The 18,118-nt window shown below is 71.4% G+C and carries 20 protein-coding genes and 2 pseudogenes; 6 read left to right on the forward strand and 16 right to left on the reverse strand.

Features of this window, described 5'->3' with window-relative positions; translation table 11 throughout:
• The coding region (locus K4G64_RS04750) for a DNA glycosylase AlkZ-like family protein (protein ID WP_221754747.1) at window positions 1-313 on the forward strand (313 nt) is incomplete at its 5' end.
• A 114-nt stretch (window positions 314-427) separates the two neighbouring features.
• Complete coding sequence (locus K4G64_RS04755) at window positions 428-1,009, forward strand: DUF3592 domain-containing protein (protein WP_260460027.1); 582 nt, start codon at window positions 428-430, stop codon at window positions 1,007-1,009.
• Between the two features lie 58 nt (window positions 1,010-1,067).
• On the opposite strand, the gene K4G64_RS04760 is transcribed toward K4G64_RS04755, so the two are convergent.
• The 8 genes from K4G64_RS04760 to K4G64_RS04795 form a co-directional block, all read right to left on the reverse strand.
• A complete protein-coding gene (locus tag K4G64_RS04760; protein ID WP_260460028.1) occupies window positions 1,068-1,652 on the reverse strand; it encodes a hypothetical protein in 585 nt (194 codons plus the stop codon).
• A 171-nt stretch (window positions 1,653-1,823) separates the two neighbouring features.
• Window positions 1,824-3,488 (reverse strand): cytosine permease, encoded by a 1,665-nt coding sequence (locus K4G64_RS04765; protein ID WP_221754748.1) that lies wholly within the window; start codon window positions 3,486-3,488, stop codon window positions 1,824-1,826.
• Window positions 3,489-3,614: 126 nt separating this feature from the next.
• The gene (locus tag K4G64_RS04770; RefSeq protein WP_374206360.1) at window positions 3,615-4,889 is read right to left on the reverse strand and encodes a hypothetical protein; all 1,275 of its coding nucleotides are present in this window, start codon (window positions 4,887-4,889) and stop codon (window positions 3,615-3,617) included.
• The gene (locus K4G64_RS04775) at window positions 4,886-6,160 is read right to left on the reverse strand and encodes a bifunctional glycosyltransferase family 2/GtrA family protein (protein WP_221754749.1); all 1,275 of its coding nucleotides are present in this window, start codon (window positions 6,158-6,160) and stop codon (window positions 4,886-4,888) included. The genes K4G64_RS04770 and K4G64_RS04775 overlap by 4 nt, the downstream gene beginning before the upstream one ends.
• A gap of 133 nt (window positions 6,161-6,293) precedes the next feature.
• Complete coding sequence (locus tag K4G64_RS04780; RefSeq protein ID WP_221754750.1) at window positions 6,294-6,815, reverse strand: cellulase; 522 nt, start codon at window positions 6,813-6,815, stop codon at window positions 6,294-6,296.
• Between the two features lie 11 nt (window positions 6,816-6,826).
• Window positions 6,827-7,333, reverse strand: a complete 507-nt coding sequence (locus K4G64_RS04785; protein ID WP_030844356.1) for a SigE family RNA polymerase sigma factor — start codon at window positions 7,331-7,333, stop codon at window positions 6,827-6,829.
• 171 nt (window positions 7,334-7,504) lie between these two features.
• Window positions 7,505-7,858 (reverse strand): hypothetical protein, encoded by a 354-nt coding sequence (locus K4G64_RS04790; protein WP_221754751.1) that lies wholly within the window; start codon window positions 7,856-7,858, stop codon window positions 7,505-7,507.
• Between the two features lie 67 nt (window positions 7,859-7,925).
• Window positions 7,926-8,291, reverse strand: a complete 366-nt coding sequence (locus tag K4G64_RS04795) for a DUF6479 family protein (protein WP_221754752.1) — start codon at window positions 8,289-8,291, stop codon at window positions 7,926-7,928.
• Window positions 8,292-8,434: 143 nt separating this feature from the next.
• Between K4G64_RS04795 and K4G64_RS04800 the strand changes: the two genes are divergently transcribed.
• Both K4G64_RS04800 and K4G64_RS04805 read left to right on the forward strand, forming a co-directional pair.
• A complete protein-coding gene (locus K4G64_RS04800; protein WP_221754753.1) occupies window positions 8,435-8,809 on the forward strand; it encodes a ferredoxin in 375 nt (124 codons plus the stop codon).
• 77 nt (window positions 8,810-8,886) lie between these two features.
• Complete coding sequence (locus tag K4G64_RS04805) at window positions 8,887-10,065, forward strand: acyl-CoA dehydrogenase family protein (protein WP_221754754.1); 1,179 nt, start codon at window positions 8,887-8,889, stop codon at window positions 10,063-10,065.
• 566 nt (window positions 10,066-10,631) lie between these two features.
• Here the strand turns inward: K4G64_RS04805 and K4G64_RS04810 are convergent.
• From K4G64_RS04810 to K4G64_RS41290, 8 genes and pseudogenes are all read right to left on the reverse strand, one after another.
• Window positions 10,632-10,877 (reverse strand): acyl carrier protein, encoded by a 246-nt coding sequence (locus K4G64_RS04810; protein ID WP_260460030.1) that lies wholly within the window; start codon window positions 10,875-10,877, stop codon window positions 10,632-10,634.
• 2 nt (window positions 10,878-10,879) lie between these two features.
• Window positions 10,880-11,533, reverse strand: a complete 654-nt coding sequence (locus tag K4G64_RS39830) for a 2-oxo acid dehydrogenase subunit E2 (protein ID WP_260460039.1) — start codon at window positions 11,531-11,533, stop codon at window positions 10,880-10,882.
• Between the two features lie 132 nt (window positions 11,534-11,665).
• Window positions 11,666-12,352, reverse strand: a pseudogene (locus tag K4G64_RS39835) (E3 binding domain-containing protein); the annotation flags it as partial.
• Between the two features lie 2 nt (window positions 12,353-12,354).
• Window positions 12,355-13,338 carry an alpha-ketoacid dehydrogenase subunit beta gene (locus tag K4G64_RS04820; protein WP_260460031.1) on the reverse strand — a complete coding sequence of 328 codons (984 nt, stop codon included), beginning with the start codon at window positions 13,336-13,338 and terminating at the stop codon, window positions 12,355-12,357.
• Window positions 13,339-13,352: 14 nt separating this feature from the next.
• Complete coding sequence (gene pdhA / locus K4G64_RS04825; protein WP_221754758.1) at window positions 13,353-14,447, reverse strand: pyruvate dehydrogenase (acetyl-transferring) E1 component subunit alpha; 1,095 nt, start codon at window positions 14,445-14,447, stop codon at window positions 13,353-13,355.
• A complete protein-coding gene (gene acsA, locus K4G64_RS04830; RefSeq protein WP_221754759.1) occupies window positions 14,444-16,234 on the reverse strand; it encodes an acetate--CoA ligase in 1,791 nt (596 codons plus the stop codon). The genes pdhA and acsA overlap by 4 nt, the downstream gene beginning before the upstream one ends.
• A 298-nt stretch (window positions 16,235-16,532) precedes the next feature.
• Complete coding sequence (locus K4G64_RS39840) at window positions 16,533-16,667, reverse strand: hypothetical protein (protein ID WP_260460032.1); 135 nt, start codon at window positions 16,665-16,667, stop codon at window positions 16,533-16,535.
• Between the two features lie 20 nt (window positions 16,668-16,687).
• Window positions 16,688-16,852 (reverse strand): annotated as a pseudogene (locus tag K4G64_RS41290) (alcohol dehydrogenase); the annotation flags it as partial.
• 50 nt (window positions 16,853-16,902) lie between these two features.
• On the opposite strand from K4G64_RS41290, the gene K4G64_RS41295 reads away from it, so the two are divergent.
• Together K4G64_RS41295 and K4G64_RS04840 are read left to right on the forward strand one after the other, a co-directional pair.
• The gene (locus K4G64_RS41295) at window positions 16,903-17,049 is read left to right on the forward strand and encodes a hypothetical protein (protein ID WP_374206361.1); all 147 of its coding nucleotides are present in this window, start codon (window positions 16,903-16,905) and stop codon (window positions 17,047-17,049) included.
• Window positions 17,050-17,489: 440 nt separating this feature from the next.
• On the forward strand, window positions 17,490-18,095 hold the full coding sequence (locus K4G64_RS04840; RefSeq protein ID WP_221754761.1) for a hypothetical protein: 606 nt from the start codon (window positions 17,490-17,492) through the stop codon (window positions 18,093-18,095).
• The last annotated feature ends 23 nt before the right edge of the window (window positions 18,096-18,118 follow it).

The raw sequence follows: 18,118 nt of genomic DNA on the forward strand, positions 1-18,118 counted from the left end.
CCCCCACCCCGACACCCCGGCACCCGTACGGTTCCTGCCGGCGTTCGACAACGCGATCCTCGGCTACCACGACCGCAGCCGGATCATCGACGACGACCACCGCCATCTGTCCATGGCCGGCGAGCGCGTCGTCCTGGTCGACGGCAGGGTGGCCGCGACCTGGACCGTCGAGACGGACACAGTGCTCGTCACCCCGCTGCGCCGCTTCTCGCGGACCGACCGCACGAGTGTCGCCGAGGAGGGACGGGCCATGGCCTCCTTCCTCTCCGGCGAGGGGAGCGACCGGGTACGGATCGAGGCCTCTCCCGTCTGAACCACCCCCCGCCCGCCCCCGGAACGGATCCGCCCACGTTGATCGGCGAGCGTTCACGCCAGTCAGGCGCACACTGGAAGGGTGCTGCCGGTGCTCACGAGGGGGTGTCGGCCGATGAAAACGTCAGAGCGCATGACCGTGCGGTGGTGGCGGTGGCGTCGCAACGTGCTCAAACGGCGCGTCGACGTCGTCGAAGCCTGGGTCGTGCTGGCCGGGTGGGTGCTCGCCCTGGTGGGCGGGGTGGTCGCCGGGCTGGTGGCGGCGGGCACGGTCGAGCAGGCCGTCGAACGGCAGCGGGCCGAGAGCCGCCAGGTCCCGGCCGTGGTCGTCAAGGACGCGCCCGGACCGCCTTCCGCCGGCGCGGCGAGCGACCACCGGGTGTGGGGCAAGGTGCGGTGGACCGCGCCGGACGGTTCGACCCACCGGGACGAGGCCCGGGTACCGCCCAGGGCCCCCGCCGGGAGCACCCACACCGTGTGGGTGGACCGGAGCGGTGACCTCACGACGCCGCCGGTGTCCAGCGGCGAGGCCTGGCTGCACACCGCGATGGGCGGTGCGCTCGCCGGGGTGTTCGCGGGCAGTGCGGTACTGGGCACCACCTGGCTGACCCGCCTGCTCCTCGACCGGCGGCGCATGGCCCAGTGGGACGCCGAGTGGGAGCGGATCGACACGAGAAAGGGCTGGAAGACCGGCTGAGGGGATGCCCCGAGATCGCTCTCTGGGCGTGCGAACCGCGAGGCCGCGGGGCGGCCCCTCACTCGTACCGGTACTTCAGCGAATCCGCCTCCGCCCGCTCGATGTCGGCGATCGTCAGCCCCTGACCGGCCGTTCCGCGACTGATCTGGGTCGAGCGTTGCTGCGGTACGGGGGAAGGCGGCCGCGCGCTACCGGGACGGCAGCGCGGCCGGGGACGCAGAGGGGACGGGTGTGGCGGTGGGCAGTCGTGCCGTGGCCCCTTCGACCTGCCGCACCGTGTTCTCACCGGGCCGGTGGCCCGTGCCCGCGCCGGTGGACAGTTGGGACCAGGCCCCCAAGCCAGCCCGACGGCGGCCGCGGTGGCGACGACCCGTCCGGCGCGCCGGACCTTGGAGCGGCGGTCCAGGTCCCGCCACGCCACACGGACCCACAGGTCCTCCGGCTGCCACAGGTCGCCGACGGCGTGCGGGGGCTGGAGCTGCCGGCCCGCCGCCCGCTCCCTGGCGGAGGGTTCCCTGGGGGCGGAGAGCCGTATGGCGGACTCGCTGTCCGTGAGGAACCTCAGCCACACCTCGTCGGGGACCGGGGGAACGCCGTACGGCTCGCGGGGAGCTCCCCGCCCGTCCGGCTCTTCGGTGGTCACGTCCCGTCATCCCCTCTCCGACCGCCGGCCTGATCCTTGCGCAGCGCAAGATCAGTATGCCGCCCGGGTACCGGAGCCGCCCCCTCATCCGGTCCCGCACCGCGCGTCCGAGACTCACCCGGAATGTGTGAAGTACGGCGGGAGCGCCCGACCGCGCTCCCGCCGTACGGGTCAGACCGCGGCGGGCAGGACGTGGTCGCCGACCTTGTCCGTGCTCAGGCACAGGGAGCAGACGGCCGCGTCGTGCGTCCGGCAGGCCGCCACGTCGGGCCGCTCGAACCGCTGCCGGCACACATGACACTCGTAGGCGACGGCGCTGGGGTTGCCGTCCTCGTCCAGCAGGGGCTCGGCGATGCCGTCGTCGGTGCGGCGCAGGTAGTACCGGCCCTTGGTGACCACGGCCATCAGCGGCGTGAGGACGAAGGCGATGACGGCCGCGGCGACGGGGGAGTACGGCTGGAGCGTGTCGCCGAGGGCGTGGAAGTACATGGCGATGGACAGCCCCGAGGCGGCGACGAAGGCGACGACCCCGACGGGGTTGACGGCGTAGAGCATGCCGCGGCGGAACTCGGGGGCGTGCGGGGACAGCTTCAGCACGTACTTGTTGATGCCGATGTCGGTGGCCACCGTGACCACCCAGGCGATCGCGCAGTTCGAGTAGAAGCCCAGGATGCTGTTGAGGAAGCTGAACATGTCGGCCTCCATCAACGCCAGCGCGAAGCCCAGGTTGACCAGCACGAAGACCATCCGGCCCGGGTAGCGCCGGGTGACCCGGGTGAAGGAGTTGGTCCAGGCGAGCGAACCCGAGTACGCGTTCGTCACGTTGATCTTGATCTGGCTGATGACGACCAGCACCACCGCCAGCGGGACGACGAGCCAGGACGGCATCATGGCGTCGAAGGCGCCCTTGAACTGCTGGATCGGCTCGGGTGCCGCGGAGGCGCCGACCTCGGCGATGACGTACACCGCGAGGAACACACCGATGGCCTGTTTCAGCGCGCCCAGCACGACCCAGCCCGGGCCGGCCATCACCACGGCCGTCCACCAACTGCGCTTGTTGGCCTCGGTCTTGGGCGGCATGAAGCGCAGGTAGTCGATCTGCTCACCGATCTGTGCGATCAGCGACAGGCACACGCCCGCGCCGAGCAGCACGGAGGCGGTGTCGATGCCGCCGTCCCCGTCGGTTCCCGCGTAGGCGAGGAAGCGGTCGACGGTGCCCGGGTCGGTGGCGACCAGGTAGACCAGCGGGCCGACCATCAGCAGCAGCCAGACCGGGGTGGTCCACACCTGGAGCTTGCTCAGGGCCGTCATGCCGTAGATCACCAGGGGGATCACCATCAGCGTGGAGACCAAGTAGCCGAGCCAGAGGGGCAGTCCGAGGCCCAGCTTCAGGCCCTGCGCCATGATCGAGCCTTCGAGGGCGAAGAAGATGAAGGTGAAGCTGGCGAAGATGACGCTGGTGAGGACGGATCCGAAGTAGCCGAAGCCGGAGCCGCGGGTGATCAGGTCCAGATCGATGTTGTACCGGGCCCCGTAGTAGGCCAGCGGGAATCCGGTCACGAAGATGACGACGGCGGCGACGGCGATCGCCAGCAGCGCGTTGCCGGTGCCGTGGGCCAGGCCGATGCCGGCCCCGATGGAGAAGTCGGCCATGTAGGCGATGCCACCGAGCGCGGTCGTCGCCACCACCATCGGGGTCCAGCGCCGGTAACTGCGCGGCGCGAAACGGAGCGTGTAGTCCTCGAGGGTCTCCTTGACGGCCTGGTCCGTGGCCGGCGCGGCCCGCTGTGCGGGTTCGGGCTCGGCGGCCTCGGCCAGTCGCGGCTCGGTACTCATGCCACGCCTCCTTGCTGCGGGTTGGGGACTGACAAGGCAGGCACGGTAGGCAGCGGCCGTTACCCCTAAATACTTCCTGCGTGAAGGGAGTGTTTCGGAGCCATCTCACCGGTCGCCGACGCCGGTCTACGGCACCCCGAGCACGAACAGCACGTATCCCGCGTACGACCCGGAAGCCAGCGCGGCCACCCCGAGGACCGTGGCAAGGGACGGCCACCTGAGCCGTCGCATCGCGAGGGCGAGCGGGATGAACAGCGGGAACAGCGGGAGCAGATAGCGCGAGACGTTGCCGAAGTACTGCTGGGTCGTCATCACCATGAGGTAGGACAGGACGGTGTAGACGACGAGCACGGCGGGCGGGCGCAGGCGCATCAGCAGCACGGTCAGCACCGGCACCATCAGCACCACGCAGAGGCCGATGACGTCCTCGAAGGGCATCGCGAAGAGGTAGTCGAAGTGCCCGACGGGGATGGACGTCAGCACGTTGAACGAGTGGACTCCCCAGTCGAACTTGTGGCCCCAGGCGCCGTCCTGGAGCTTGGAGTAGCCGTTGAGGTCGCCCATGCGGTAGTTGACCCAGCCGAGGTAGCCGAACAGGCCCAGCGGCGCGATCGCCACGGCGGCCAGGGGCCGGCGAACCCCGTCCTCACGCCGGCGCAGGGCCATCACCGCGGCGAAGGCCAGGGCGGCCACCAGCGCGACCGCGGTGGGCCGGCAGAGCCCGGCCGCGAAGGTCAGCAGGCCCGCGGTCAGCCAGCGACGGGTCATGACGGCGTGACAGGCCCACGCGGCGAGGGCCGTGTAGAGGGACTCCGAGTAGCCCGACCACTCCGTGCCCGAGCCCGGCCAGACCGCCCACAGCCCGGCCGCGACCAGACCGGCCCGGTGGCCGCCGAGGCGTCGCGTCACGGCGTGGATGCCGAGCGCGGCGGCGAACGAGGCGAGGACGGAGACCACCATGCCGGCGCCGTACAGGCCGAGCCCGGTGCACTCCGACACCAGCCGCATCAGCGTCGGGTACAGCGGGAAGAACGCCGCCGAGTTGCCCTCCAGCGTGATCATGCCGGTCGCGCCCGGGACCGGCTTCAGGACGGGGTCGTACCCGTGCTCGGCGACCTGCTGGTACCACCAGCCGTCCCAGCTGGCGAGGACGTCCCAGGCGTGCTCGCCGCCGCCGAAGCGCGGGTTCTTCTTCCGGAAGTCGCCCGCGGAATCCAGCAGGTACATGAAGACGGCGAAGCCGGCCAGCTTCAGCACGCCGTACGTCAGCAGCATCGGCCCGTGGCGGACGGCCGCCGCGCGCAGCCTGGGCCACGACGACCGGGGATACGTCCGGGAGCCGCGCGGGTCTTCGGGGCGGTCGACGCCCGACGGCGGGCGACGCAGCTGGACGGTGCTCATGGGGCGGAGAGTCCTGTCGTGCGGCGGGCCGGGAACACCCAGGCCCGGAAGAGGAGGAAACGCAGCAGCGTCGCGGCCAGGTTGGCGGCGATCAGCGTCAGCAGCTCGACCCGGTGGCCGGCCCCGGGCGCGGTCTGGTGCAGGACGGCCAGCGAACCGCTGGTCAGGGCCAGCCCGATCAGGAAGGCGGCCAGGCCCTTGAGATGGTGGCGCAGTGCGCCGCCACGGCCCCGTACGCCGAAGGTGAGCCGCCGGTTGGCTGCCGTGTTGGCGATCGCGCTGGCGAGCAGGGCCAGCGCGTTGGCGGCCTGTGCCCCCGTCGCCGGCCGGAGCACGGTGTACAGCAGCAGGTAGCACAGGGTGCTGGCGACGCCGACGGCGGCGAAGCGCACCACCTGCCGGGCCAGCCCCGCGGGCAGTTCCCCGTCGAGGTCTCCGCCGCTGCGGCGCAGCGCGGACAGCGGCAGCCTGCCGCAGGCCAGGACCCGGCCCAGCCTGGCCATGCCCCGCAGGTCGGCCAGCGCCGTGGAGACGATGTGGACCCGGCTGTCGGGGTCGTCCACCCAGTCCACCGGCACCTCGTGGATCCGCAGCCCGGCGCGCTCGGCGATGACCAGCAACTCGGTGTCGAAGAACCACTCGCGGTCCTCCACCAGCGGTAGCAGCCGCTCGGCGACGTCCCGCCGCACCGCCTTGAACCCGCACTGCGCGTCGGAGAAGCCCACGGCGAGCGTGCCGCGCAGCAGCCCGTTGTAACAGCGGGAGATGATCTCCCGCTTCGGCCCGCGCACCACCCGCGAGCCACGGGCCAGGCGGGTGCCGATGGCGATGTCCGAGTGGCCCGAGATCAGCGGCGCGACCAGCGGCAGCAGCGCGGCGAGGTCGGTGGAGAGGTCCACGTCCAGATACGCGAGCACCGGGGCGCGGGAACGGGACCACGCGGTGTGCAGCGCACGGCCCCGCCCCTTCTCCGCCAGCCGGATGAAGTCCGTGCCGGGCAGTTCCGCGGCCAGCCGGGCGGCGATCCGCGGGGTCCCGTCGGTGCTGGCGTTGTCGGCGATGGTGATACGAAAGGCGTAGGGGAAGGTCTCGCCGAGGTGCGCGTGCAGCCGCCGGACGCAGGGCTCCAGGTCGTGTTCCTCGTTGTACACGGGAACGACCACGTCCAGCACGGGGTCCGGGTGGTGCGCGGGCAGGGGCGCCCGGCGCGGCAGCGCGGACGGCTCGGGTATCGGGCGGTCGATCAGGGCCGACCGCCGTAGGGTGCGCATGGCGTCTCACGGTCTCTTTCTGGCGCGGGGCAGGCCCGCGCGCCGGTTTTCGGGCATGCCGAAGGCGCCCGTGGCGGGTGGTGCGGTGAGGGGTGGGGCGCGGAGCCCCTGACGCGTAGGGCCGCTCAGGCGGCTACTCGGTGTAGGCCGATGCGGAGGGTTCCTCGGAATCCAGCACGGACGGAGGGACCGTCGTCGGGGTCGGGGAGGGCGGCGGCGCGGGCGGCGTCGTGCCGCTCCGGCTCTCGGAGGCCGTGGCCGTCGGTGTGGGGTCGGCCGGCGGGGTCGTCGTCCCGGACGGTGTGACGCCGCCGGTGGTGGTCGCGGGCAGGGACGTCTCGGGTTGCAGGGTCGGAGTGGGGCTGGTCGCCGACGGCTCGGTCGTCGGCGTGCTGTCCGGTGGGGTCGTCGGGCTGGTCGCCGGCTGCGGCCGGGGATCGGCGGGCTGGGCGCGGGTGAGCAGGTTGGGCAGCAGGGCCAGCGCGGCACTGAGACCGGCCACCGCCACCGCGGATCCGCCCGCCTTCCACAGCAACCGCGACCTGCGGCGGGTCCTGATGCCCGCGTGCAGCCGCTGCCGGTGCTCGGGCTCGTAGGGGGTGTGCTGCTGGGTGTCGCGCATCAGCCTCGACAGGTCCCGCTCGAAGTCGTCCATCGGTTCTCCTTTCATGTCACGGGCCTGACGGCGTCGGACAGGATCTGGCGGAGCCGTGCGACTCCGCGTGACGCGTGGGACCGGGCCGTGCCCACCGGGCAGCCCAGAGCCTGTGCGACCTGGGCCTCGGGCAGGTCCTCGTAGTAGCGCAGCACCACTGCCGCCCGTTGCTTGGGCGACAGCTGGGCCAGCGCCCCTTCCAGCCGCGAGCGCTCCGCGACGGCGGACGACACATCGACCGGGCCGGCCCGGTCGGGCAGCTGCTCCACCGGACGCTCCCCCCACCAGCGCCGCCGCGCCGAGCGGGCCGCCAGCCGTACCAGCACCGTGCGGACATACGCCTCCGGAGCCTGGTCGGCGATCTTCGGCCAGGCGAACCACAGCTTGACCAAGGCCTCCTGCACCAGATCCTCGGCACGCTGCCGGTCGCCCCCCGTGAGCAGACGCGCGACATGGAGCAGCGTCGACCAACGGGCGGCCGCGAACTCGTCGAAGCCGTCCGCCCGAACCTGCTCCATCCTCACCGTCCTGCGTCTCAGTGGCCCCCTACACCACTCAAAAGACGCCGGCCCACGCCCTACGATGCACCCGAAACCTGTGATCCACGTCACCTCGGGTAGGTCGGCCCGGAGCATGGGAAAGGGGCCCGTGCACAGGCACGGGCCCCTTTCCCGGGTATCACGGGCTCCTCAGGTGCGGTTGGCCTTGGGCTGGGCGGGCTGGTCGGGCGTTCCGTGCGGCGGCGGGCCGTGCGGCACCGGCGACGTCGCCGGCGACACCGGCGAGCCGCCCTGGCCGCCCTGCCCAGCCTCGGGACGCAGGGCGTTCGGGTCGCCGGACGTCGGCTCGGCGCCCGCGTGCACCTGGTCGAGCCCTGCACCGAGCAGCCGGGGGACCGCCGGCCGGTCGGCGTGCGACCGCTCGTACGAGAGCAGTCGCTCGACCTCGTCCCCGGACAGCGACCGCACACGGCTCTCAAGGCTCCCGACCGGCAATTGGTCGTAGTCGGGCAGTGGCAGGGTGCTGCGGGCGGAGTCGGCCATGGTTCTCACTTTGCTGTGTACGACGTGTTGCTGTGTACGACGTGCTCGGCGATGCCGGGCGGCGGGTTCAGCGGGCTCCCGGGCCGCCGCTGCCGAAGCCGCCGCTGCCGCCCTCGTTCCAGCGCGGGCGCTCCTGCGTCGCGCTCGTCCGGTCGCTCATGTTGCCGTGCCCCTTCAGCTGGTGCGGGGTCAGGCGCTCGTCGCTCCGCGGGACCTCCTCGGGCTCCCGGCGCTCGCTCGTCTCGCGGACCGGGCCCCCCTCGGGCAGCCGCGGCTGCTCGTCCGGGCGCGGTGTGGGCAGCTCCCTGCGCTTGACGCGCACGCCGAGGACGAAGGCCCCCAGCAGCAGGGCCACGACCACCACACCCGCCACGACCAGCCCGATGCCGACGGCGCCACTGCCCGCGGCCATCTCCATCCATGCGCTATTCATGGCACGCGGGTACCCCTGGTCCCCTCCGTGAACCCGCCGGGCCCGCGCGAGCGCCGGCCGCCGGGCCCGCGCGAGCGCCGCGCCCTACGGAACACCGGGGAACGCCGGGTTTGACCGGCGCCGAGCGGGGCTACCCGCGCGGTGTGACTTCGACGACATCCCAGCAGGAGCTGTTCCGGTTCCTGGAGGACCGTTTCGCTTGTGCGCAGGCGTGCACGGAGTGCGCGCGGGCGTGCGCGCTGCGCGCCAGCCTCGTGGATCCCGACGGCACCGAGAATCAGGAACTCGTACGACGCAAGGGCATCATGTGCGCGGAGGTCTGCGACGCGACCTGCCGTGTGCTGTCCGAGCAGAATCAGGTGGACGAGAACACCATCCGCGTCCAGGTGGAGTGGTGCCGGACCGTGTGCCTCGAGGCCGCCCATGTCTTCGACCGGCAACCGGGAGCGGAGGACTCGGCGGCGGCGTGCCGCACCTGTGCACGGGCGTGCACGGACTTCCTCGCCACGCTGAACTGACCAACGCCATTCACAATTTCTGAAACACGTTCTACGGTGTGCGCCGACAGGACCGGCCTTGGGAGCCTGGAGGCGCCGTGCACCTCGAATACACGCCCGAGCGGCAGCGGCTGCGCACCGAACTGCGGTCCTACTTCGCCGGACTGGTCCCGGACCACCAGTACGCCCGGTACGGCGACCCGGCGGCCCAGAAGCGGTTCTACCGCGAGACCATCCGGCGGCTCGGCGCCGACGGTTGGCTGGGTGTGGGCTGGCCGAAGGAGTACGGCGGGCGCGGCCTGACCGCCATGGAGCAGTTCATCTTCTTCGACGAGGCCGCCCAGGCGGGCGTCCCGCTGCCGCTCATGGCGCTGAACACCGTCGGCCCGACGATCATGCAGTACGGCACCGACGAGCAGAAGGCGTACTTCCTGCCGAGGATCCTCTCCGGCGAGATCGACTTCGCCATCGGCTACAGCGAGCCCGGCGCCGGAACCGACCTCGCGTCCTTGCGCACCAGGGCGGTACGGGAGGGCGACGAGTACGTCGTCGACGGCCAGAAGATCTGGACGACCAACGGGGACACCGCCGACTGGGTGTGGCTGGCGGTCCGCACCGACCCGGACGCCCCGCCGCACAAGGGCATCACCATGCTCCTGGTGCCGACCACCGACCCGGGCTACTCCTGCACCCTGATCAACACCCTCGCCTCGCACGACACCACGGCCAGCTACTACGAGAACGTCCGCGTCCCCGTCTCCCACCGGGTCGGCGCCGAGAACCAGGGCTGGCGGCTGATCACCAACCAGCTCAACCACGAGCGCGTGACCCTGGCCGCCCACGGCACCATGGCGATCCGTGCCCTGCACGACGTGCAGCGCTGGGCGATGGAGACCAAGCTCGCCGACGGCCGCCGCGTCGCCGACCTGCCCTGGGTGCGCCGCCTGCTGGCCCGCACCCACGTCCGGCTGGACGCGCTCAAACTGCTCAATCGGCAGATGGTCGGCGCGGTCCAGGACGGCACCCTGACCCCCCAGGACGCCTCCGCCGTCAAGGTCTACGGCTCGGAGGCCCGGCGCGACGCCTACGCCTGGCTCATGGAGATCGTCGCGGCCCCGGGCGCCCTGAAGGAGGGCTCGGCCGGAGCGGTCCTGCACGGCGAACTCGAACGCGGCTACCGCTCGGCGGTCATCTTCACCTTCGGCGGCGGCAACAACGAGATCCAGCGGGAGATCATCTCGTGGATCGGGCTGGGGATGCCGAGGGTGCGACGCTGACGGTGTGTGACCACCGACGCCAGTTGCCACATACCGAGGATGGTCGGCACCGCGACCCGACGGGATGCCGCAGGGGCGCGTATCCGCGTTCGTGACTGGCCAGGTCGACGTGGGAGAACTGAAGCGGCCCGAGGCCGAAGTGGCAGTGGCCGGCGAGGTAGGACAGCGCCTCATCCCGGGCGCGGACGAGGCGGACCGACGTCACCTGCCGCTGCGGCTCGTCCACGCCCAGGGTGTGCCGACCGGGCCGGGCCCCACCGCCGCGGGACCGAGCGGGACAGCGAGGCGTGGAGCGGTCAATGTCCGGCCGCCCATCGACGCCCGACGCTGCACGGGCCCGGTGCCGGGTGCTGACGACCTCCGCGCTCACGAGCTCGGCGGCGGCACGCGCGGCACGGCCGTAGGCCGCCTCGGAGTACACCTGGGTCGTGTGGGTGGGAGCGGCGGAGGGTGGTGAGCTGCTCGCGTCGGTGAGGGACATCGATGACGTGAGGGAGGTCGTCGACGACACAGAGGCGGTCTGAGCCGTAGTCGCTCACGGGACGCGTGTCACTGCGCGTGGACCGCTACTGCGTGCGGGCGACGAGAAAGTCGGCGCTGCCGGCGAGTGTGGTGAGCCGGCTCGTGTCCTCGTCGTCGATGCGGACGCCGGACCGTTCGCTGAGGACCTCCACGAAGCTCAGGAAGTCCAGCGAGTCCATCTCCAGCACGTCGCGGAATGCGTCGTCGGGCCCGAGAACGGTGACGTCGGCGTCGGGGATGACGGTGGAGATCGATCCCTTGACCATGTCCAGTGCATCCGTCCGGTTCATGTTCATAGCTGCTCCGGGTTCTGAAGGAGGCGAGTGACAGCCGTGAGGTAGCGGGCGCCCACCGCACCGTCTGTCGCCCGGTGGTCGGCCGAGAGGGTCACCGTGACCACGGGGCGCACACCCAGCAGACCGTCGACGGCGCACGGCCGGTCGACCACCCGCCCGAAGCCGACCAGGGCCACCTGCGGCGGGTAGATCACACCGAAGACGGTCTCCACGCCCTGATCGCCGAGGTTGGTGACCGTGATGGTCGCGTCGGACACCTCGGAAGCGCGCAGCCTGCCGGTACGGGCCCGGGTGACCAGATCCTTCAGAGCGCTCATCAGCTGCGGCAGCGCCAGGGCGTCGGCGTGGTGCAGCGCGGGGGCGACGAGCCCTCCGCCGCGCAGGGACACGGCCACGCCGAGGTGCACGCCCTCGCCCGCCGTGAAGTGGTCGTCGGTCCAGAAGCCGTTGAACTCCGGGACCTCAGTGGCCGCCAAGGCCGCGGCCTTGAGCAACAGGGCCGCGGGGAGCAGCCGTTCACCGACCGGGCTGCGTCGGTTGTGCTCAAGCAGCCAATCCATCGCGGCGGCCATGTCCACAGTGGTGGAGAGGTAGTAGTGGGGGATGTCCCGGTTGGCGCGGGTCATCAGGCCGGCGATCGCCTGCCGCATGGCCACCGTCCGGTTTTCAGGCGGGCGTGCCACAGAAGGACGTGCCGCAGCAGGGCCTACAGGGGAAGGACGGTGTGGCGCGGCACCGGCGGGCGGGGCCGAAGGGCCGGGGGCTGCCTGACGTACGTCCGCCGCACGGACGGCCGACTCCCTGCCCGTCCCCGTCACCGTGCCCAGATCCACGCCCAGTTCGGCGGCCAGGCGTCGGGCGAGGGGAGTGGCCCGCACCCGCGGTGCCTTGGTGCCGGCTCGGGTGGCGGCCGCATGCTCTACATCGGTCCGTGTGACGCGCCCTCCTGGTCCGGAGCCGTGCAATGTCTCCAAGTCGACGCCGCTGTGCTCCGCGAGGTGCCGGACCAGGGGTCCCGCCTCGATGCGGCCGCTCGGGTGAACGGCCGACGGTACTGGGACCGGGGCGGGTTCGGGTGGCGGTGAGGGACGCTCGGAAGCCGGCCCGGTTTTCGGTGTGTGACGGACCGGTGGTCCCTCCTCGGGCTCCTCGGCTTCCTCGGCCTTCCGGGGAATCCCGAACTCTTGGGGCTTCGTGGGCTCCTCGGCTTCCCCGGGCTTCCCGGGTTTCTCCCCCTTCGGCCCGATGAGCGCGAGGGGCGTCCCCACCGGCACCGTCGTACCGGGCTCGACGAGCAGCTCCGTCATGGTCCCGGTTTCGAAGCACTCCACCTCGATGGTCGACTTCGCGGTTTCGACGACCGCGACCGGATCGCCCTTGTGTATGGTGTCACCGGGCCCTACCAGCCATTCCAGGAGCGTGCCCGCATCCATGTCCGCGCCGAGAGACGGCATGGTGAACTCGGACATGATCAGTCCACCGCCCGGTGCGTGGCCGCGACGATGTCGGCGGTCTGGGGCAGGGCGGCCTCCTCCAGTTGTCGGGCGTACGGCATGGGCACCTCCGCGCTGCACACCCGCTCGACGGGAGCGTCCAGGTCGTAGAACGACCTTTCGGTGATGCGTGCGGACACCTCGGCGGCGAGGCTTCCCGTGCGCCATGCCTCGTCGACGACCACGGCACGGTGGGTGCGGGCCACGGAAGCGGTGATGGCCGCGTCGTCCAGGGGGCGGAGCGTGCGCAGGTCGATCACCTCCGCGCTGATGTCCTCGGCCGCCAGCTGGTCCGCCGCCGCGAGGGCCTTGGGCAGCGAACCGCCGTATGTGATCAGGGAGATGTCGGTGCCGGGCCGGCGGATCGCGGCGTGGTCCAGGTCCACGGGTTCGGTCGGTGGCAGGAGTTCGCCGGAGACGTTGTAGAGGCTGCCGTGCTCGAAGATCAGTACGGGGTCGGGGTCGGCGAGCGCCGCTGCAAGCATGTGGCGTGCGTCCTCCAGGGTGGCGGGTGTGAGGACGCGGATGCCGGGGATGTGCGCGTACCAGCCTTCCAGGCTGTGGGAGTGCTGGGCACCGAGTTGCCGTCCGGCGCCCGTGGTCATGCGGATGACCAGCGGCACGGGCAACTGCCCGCCCGACATGTGCAGCAGGGTGGCGGCGTTGTTGAGGATCTGATCGAGGGCGAGCAGGCTGAAGTTGACAGTCATGATCTCGACGATGGGCCGCAGCCCGGCCAGGGCGGCGCCGATGCCGGCGCCCACGAACGCGGACTCCGACAGCGGTGTGTCGCGGACGCGTTCGGGGCCGAACTCCTCCAGCAGCCCGAGGCTGACGCCGAAGCATCCGCCGTACCGGCCGACGTCCTCGCCCATGAGGAAGACGCGGTCGTCGGAGCTCAGCGCCTCCCGAAGCGCCTCACGCATCGCCTCGCGGTAGGTCGTCTTCGTGTCCTGCGTCATGTCGGCACCCATGGTCAGCTCACCGCCTCCGCCGAGGAACTGGTGACGTGGCGGAGCAGGTGCCCGACCGGTTCCTCGGGTGCCTGCTCGGCCGCTTCGACGGCGTGGTCGATCCCGTCGGCGATCCGCTGCTCGATGCGGGCGAGCTCCTTGTCGCCCAGCTCACCGTTCTCACGCATGCGGTCCATGAGCAGGCTGACCGGGTCCCGGGACTTCCACTGCTCGATCTCCCCCTTGTGGCGATACCGGTCGGGGTCGTACATCGAGTGGGCGCGGAAGCGGTAGGTGCGCAGTTCCAGGAAGTGCGGTCCCGTGCCGGCCCGGATGCCCTCGACGGCCCGTCGGGCGGCATGCTCGACGGCTTCGGCGTCCATGCCGTCCACGGCCCAGGCGACCATGCCGTAGGAGGCGGCCCGCATGGCCAGGTCGGTCTGTGCCTCGTGCCGATCCAGGGCCGTGCCCATGGCGTAGAGGTTGTTCTCGCAGACGAGCAGCAGGGGCAGCTTCCACAGGGCCGCCAGGTTCGCGGTCTCGTGGAACTCGCCCTCGGCGAAGGCTCCGTCGCCGAAGAAGCAGCAGGTGACATTGGCCCGTCCGCGCATGCGGTCGGCGAGCGCGAGGCCGGCGGCCAGGGGGAGTCCGCCGACGACGATGGCGTTGCCGCCGTAGAAGCGGCGGCTCGCGTCGAACAGGTGCATGGATCCGCCGCGGCCGCCGCTGCACCCCGTCGTCCTGCCGTACATCTCGGCCATGACGGCCTCGGCCGTGATTCCACGGGCCAGGGCGTGGCCGTGTTCGCGGTACGTGGAGACGACCGCGTCCTCGGGCGTCAGTGCCTCGTTGACGCCGACGGCGACGGCCTCCTCGCCGATGTAGAGGTGGACGAAGCCGCGGATCTTCGCTGCGCTGTACAGCTCGACGCACCGCTCCTCGAAGCGCCGGATGCGCAGCATCGCCTCCAGCAGATCCGTCCGGTGTTCTGGGCCCGTTCGGCCGGTGGGAGGCCCGGTGTTCGCTTTCCGCTGGGCCGACTTGGTCGTCGCGGGCTTCTTGCCGGCTTTCGGGTGCGCCGGGTCCTTCCGCGTCCGGGTGGGGCGGGCCACGCTCATGTGGATCCCTCCAAGGTCGACAAGTCGCCCGTAGGCAGGCCCAGTTCACGGGCACGCAGCAGACGGCGCATCACCTTCCCGCTGCGGGTCTTGGGCAGGTTCTGGTCGAACGCGATCTCCCTGGGAGCGACGGCGGGACCCAGCTTGCGGCGGCCGAACGCCAGCAGTTCCCGCTCCAGATCCGAGGTCGGCTCGACATCCGGCCGCAGCGACACGAACGCCTTGACGACGTTCCCGGCAATCGGGTCCGGCCGCCCGATCACCCCGGCCTCGGCCACCGACGGGTGCTCCATCAGAGCGCTCTCCACCTCGAACGGGCCGATCAGATGTCCCGCCGACTTGATGACGTCGTCGGCGCGTCCCACGAACCAGTACCAGCCCTCCGCGTCCCGCCGCACCAGATCCCCGGTCAGGTACCAGCCGTCCGCGAACGAGGCGTCGTAACGCTCCTTGTCGTGCAGATAGCCGCGGAACATCGACGGCCAGCCCGGCCTCAGCGCCAACTCGCCTTCGACACCCGGGGCTTCTACCTCCGTGACTCTGCCGTCGGTGACCAGCGCTCGGCCGTTCTCGTCCTGCTGCAGCACGGTCGCCTCGACGCCGGGCAGCGGCCGTCCCATCGAACCGGGACGGATCTCGCAGGCCGCGAAATTCGCGATCATGATGCAGCCGGTCTCCGTCTGCCACCAGTTGTCGTGCACCGGCAGGCCCAGCACGTCCCGGCCCCACACGACGGCCTCCGGGTTGAGGGGCTCTCCGACGGAGGCGATGAAGCGCAGGGCGGACAGGTCGTAGGAGCGGGGCAGGTCGTAGGGGCCCTGTCGCGGAGTTGCGCGCATGAGCATGCGCAGGGCCGTAGGGGCGGTGTACCAGACGGTGACCCGTTGTTCGCCGAGAATCCGGTACCAGCGCCGGGCGTCGTAGTCGCCCTCGTCGACGACGACCGTCACGCCGTGGACGAGCGGGGCGATGATGCCGTACGACATGCCGGTGACCCAGCCGGGGTCGGCGGTGCACCAATACACGTCTTCGGGGTGCAGGTCGAGTGCGTACGCGGCCGTGGCGTAGTGGGCGATCACCGCCTCGTGGACGTGGACCGCGCCTTTGGGGGTGCCGGTGGTTCCGCTGGTGAAGTGCAGCAGCGCCATGTCCTCGGGGGACGTCGGCGGGGTGGTGAAGGTGTCCGGGGCGGCGGACATCAGCTCGTCGAAGGATGCTGTGCCGGGCAGGTCCTCCGCGCCGGGCCCGACGATCAGGATGTGCTTCAGTCCGGGCACCGATGCGCGGCGCTCGGCGACCTTGCGCCGGTAGAGGGCCGCGGTGGTCACCAGGACTTGCGCACCGCCCAACCGCAGTCGCTGCTCGACCGGGTCGGGACCGAAGGCGGAGAAGAGCGGGCACAGCACACTGGTGTTCTTCAGCGTGCCCAGCACCGTGGTGTACAGCTCGGGGCAGCGGCCCAGCAGCGTGAACACCCGGTCTTCGTGGCCGACGCCGAGGGAGTGCAGGACGTTCGCGAAGCGGGCGGTACGGCGGGCCAGTTCCACGTAGGTGACGCTGGAGACGGAGTCGTCCCGGGCGATGCAGCGGAGCGCGGCCTTGTCCCCGTGATCGGACGCCGCGTGTCGCTCGACCGCCTCGTGGGCCATGTTGAGGCCGCCCCCGGGAAGCCCGGCCAGGTCGCTGCGCGCCTGCGACCAGCTGAAGGCCGAGCGGGCCCGGTCGTAGTCGGTGAGGCGAGGCGGGACGACCGGCGGGGCGTCCTTGTGAATGGTTTTCCAGTGCATCGGTGCTCCTTGCGGCACTGCCCCCGCTTTCCAGAGTCGCCGAGCCCGCCCCGCGCTGCACTTCGGCGGAAGGAGACGGCCCGAAAGGGTGGGCGCCGACCGGGGGCCGACGTCATGGAGCCGGGGGCCGCCCGCTTCTTGCGGGCCCGAATCACACGGTGCGCGGCTCTGGTTCGCTTCTCCGTGTCTCCTTGTGGCCCTCGGCTCAATTCCATGGCACCACCCATCACCGGCGTGCTGTAGGGCCGGGCGGCCCCGACCTGGGGACCGGTCGGCCCCCCCCCCGACGGCCGGCCTGTCACTCGCGGTGCAGTACGACTTTGAGAGCGCCGGTGGTGGTGCCGCCGACGAACGCCTGGTAGGCGTCCTGCATACGGTCGAGGGGGAGGGTGTGGGTGACCAGTCCGGAGATGGGCAGGTCTCCGTACCTCACCAGCTCCACCAACCAGCGTGTTCGGCGAGCAGGACCTCTTCGTTCAGCGGGACCTTCCACGGCCGCCGGTGGGTGGAGTGGTCGGCGAAGGGAAACCGCACCAGCTCGGCCTGGGTTCCGTTGATCAGATTGCCCAGAATCCATCAGCCGCCCCCGCTGCACTGCCCGAGCTTGGTGTCACGGCACGATTCCCCTGGTGGTCGGCATAGAAGGGTCCGAGGCGAGCCTGGAGGCGGTGGACTGGGCCGCCGACGAGGCTGTCCGGCACGGAGTGCCACTCCATCTCCTGCACGCGGTCGAGCGAGGTGCTGCACGGCGACGCGGCCTGCGCCCTGGTCGACGAGGGGCGCAACCCTGTGCGCCGGTGCTCGTGCGGTCGTAGGTGTCGAGGAGGGCGAGGGCAGCGGTACGGCCGTGCAGTTCGCCCTCCGCGAGGCCCAGGTGTGCCGCTGCCGACTGGGCGCGGTGCATGCCTGGAGCACACAGCTGGGTGCCCTCACCACACCTCAGGCCCCTCGGGGTACGCCCTGGAAGCCCACCGCCGCTCGCCGGCGCAGGTGCTCGACGACGCGCTGCGGACCCCGGAGCCTGCACCTGGGCCTGACCCATCACGCGCTACTGCATATGCGCCGTGCCCGACCGCGGTCGTTCCCCGGATATGACCGCGGCCGCCCGGGACGGACCACGTCGACGGGTCGGCCTCATTGAGGCCGGAAGCCGGGCCGACAGGGACCTTCGGCCCTGTGACCGAAGTCCGCTGCTGTCCGATGGTGGGGCCAAGCGGTGGGGAAACGGGACCAGCGACCTGCTGGAGGCCGACTCATGAGTGCACAGAACTTGCCGTACGCGTCCGGTCCGTCCCCGTCGCGCCGGGAACTGTCGCCCAAGGGAACGAACCCCCTGCTCCGTCCGTCCGACAGGTTCGAGACCTGGATCCGCCGCTTCCTGATGCTCGTCCTGGTCCTTGGACTGCCGGTGGCGGCGCTCAGCGCGGGGCTGACGGCGTACGAGTCGTCGATGCGCACCGTGCAAGCCCAGTCGGCGGAACGGCAGGAGGTCACCGCCCGGCTGACGTCGAGCGTCAAGGGCGCCACCGCGGACGGGAAGCAACAGGCGCAGGTCCGCTGGACCGACGACAACGGCAAGGTCCGGACGGGAACGACCCTGGTGAAGTCGGGAACACCCGCGGGGGCCACCGTGCCGGTGTGGCTGGACCGGGAGGGAACCATCACCAGCCCGCCGACGACCACGCTCACCGCGACGACCAACGGCTGGTTCGTGGGCGGCATGGCCGCGGTCGGAGTGGTCGGCGGGTTCTTCGCGCTGCGGGGAGGCACGCGCCGCGTGCTGGACCGGAGAAGGCACGCGCAGTGGGACGCCGAGTGGGACCTGGTGGAGCCCGTGTGGTCCGCGCGCTTCCGCCGGTGACGGGCAGAGACCGGACGCGCACG

It is taken from the genome of Streptomyces sp. WAC04114, from assembly GCF_019733245.1.
Classification (GTDB): Bacteria; Actinomycetota; Actinomycetes; order Streptomycetales; family Streptomycetaceae; genus Streptomyces; species Streptomyces massasporeus_A.

Excerpts from the sequence above, each read along its gene's own strand:
- K4G64_RS04755 (WP_260460027.1), top strand. The coding sequence starts at position 428 with ATGAAAACGTCAGAGCGCATGACCGTGCGGTGGTGGCGGTGGCGTCGC.
- K4G64_RS04765 (WP_221754748.1), bottom strand. The coding sequence starts at position 3,488 with ATGAGTACCGAGCCGCGACTGGCCGAGGCCGCCGAGCCCGAACCCGCA.
- K4G64_RS04770 (WP_374206360.1), bottom strand. The coding sequence starts at position 4,889 with ATGAGCACCGTCCAGCTGCGTCGCCCGCCGTCGGGCGTCGACCGCCCC.
- K4G64_RS04775 (WP_221754749.1), bottom strand. The coding sequence starts at position 6,160 with ATGCGCACCCTACGGCGGTCGGCCCTGATCGACCGCCCGATACCCGAG.
- K4G64_RS04780 (WP_221754750.1), bottom strand. The coding sequence starts at position 6,815 with ATGGACGACTTCGAGCGGGACCTGTCGAGGCTGATGCGCGACACCCAG.
- K4G64_RS04785 (WP_030844356.1), bottom strand. The coding sequence starts at position 7,333 with ATGGAGCAGGTTCGGGCGGACGGCTTCGACGAGTTCGCGGCCGCCCGT.
- K4G64_RS04790 (WP_221754751.1), bottom strand. The coding sequence starts at position 7,858 with ATGGCCGACTCCGCCCGCAGCACCCTGCCACTGCCCGACTACGACCAA.
- K4G64_RS04795 (WP_221754752.1), bottom strand. The coding sequence starts at position 8,291 with ATGAATAGCGCATGGATGGAGATGGCCGCGGGCAGTGGCGCCGTCGGC.
- K4G64_RS04810 (WP_260460030.1), bottom strand. The coding sequence starts at position 10,877 with ATGAACCGGACGGATGCACTGGACATGGTCAAGGGATCGATCTCCACC.
- K4G64_RS39830 (WP_260460039.1), bottom strand. The coding sequence starts at position 11,533 with ATGCGGCAGGCGATCGCCGGCCTGATGACCCGCGCCAACCGGGACATC.
- K4G64_RS04820 (WP_260460031.1), bottom strand. The coding sequence starts at position 13,338 with ATGACGCAGGACACGAAGACGACCTACCGCGAGGCGATGCGTGAGGCG.
- pdhA (WP_221754758.1), bottom strand. The coding sequence starts at position 14,447 with ATGAGCGTGGCCCGCCCCACCCGGACGCGGAAGGACCCGGCGCACCCG.
- acsA (WP_221754759.1), bottom strand. The coding sequence starts at position 16,234 with ATGCACTGGAAAACCATTCACAAGGACGCCCCGCCGGTCGTCCCGCCT.
- K4G64_RS04840 (WP_221754761.1), top strand. The coding sequence starts at position 17,490 with ATGAGTGCACAGAACTTGCCGTACGCGTCCGGTCCGTCCCCGTCGCGC.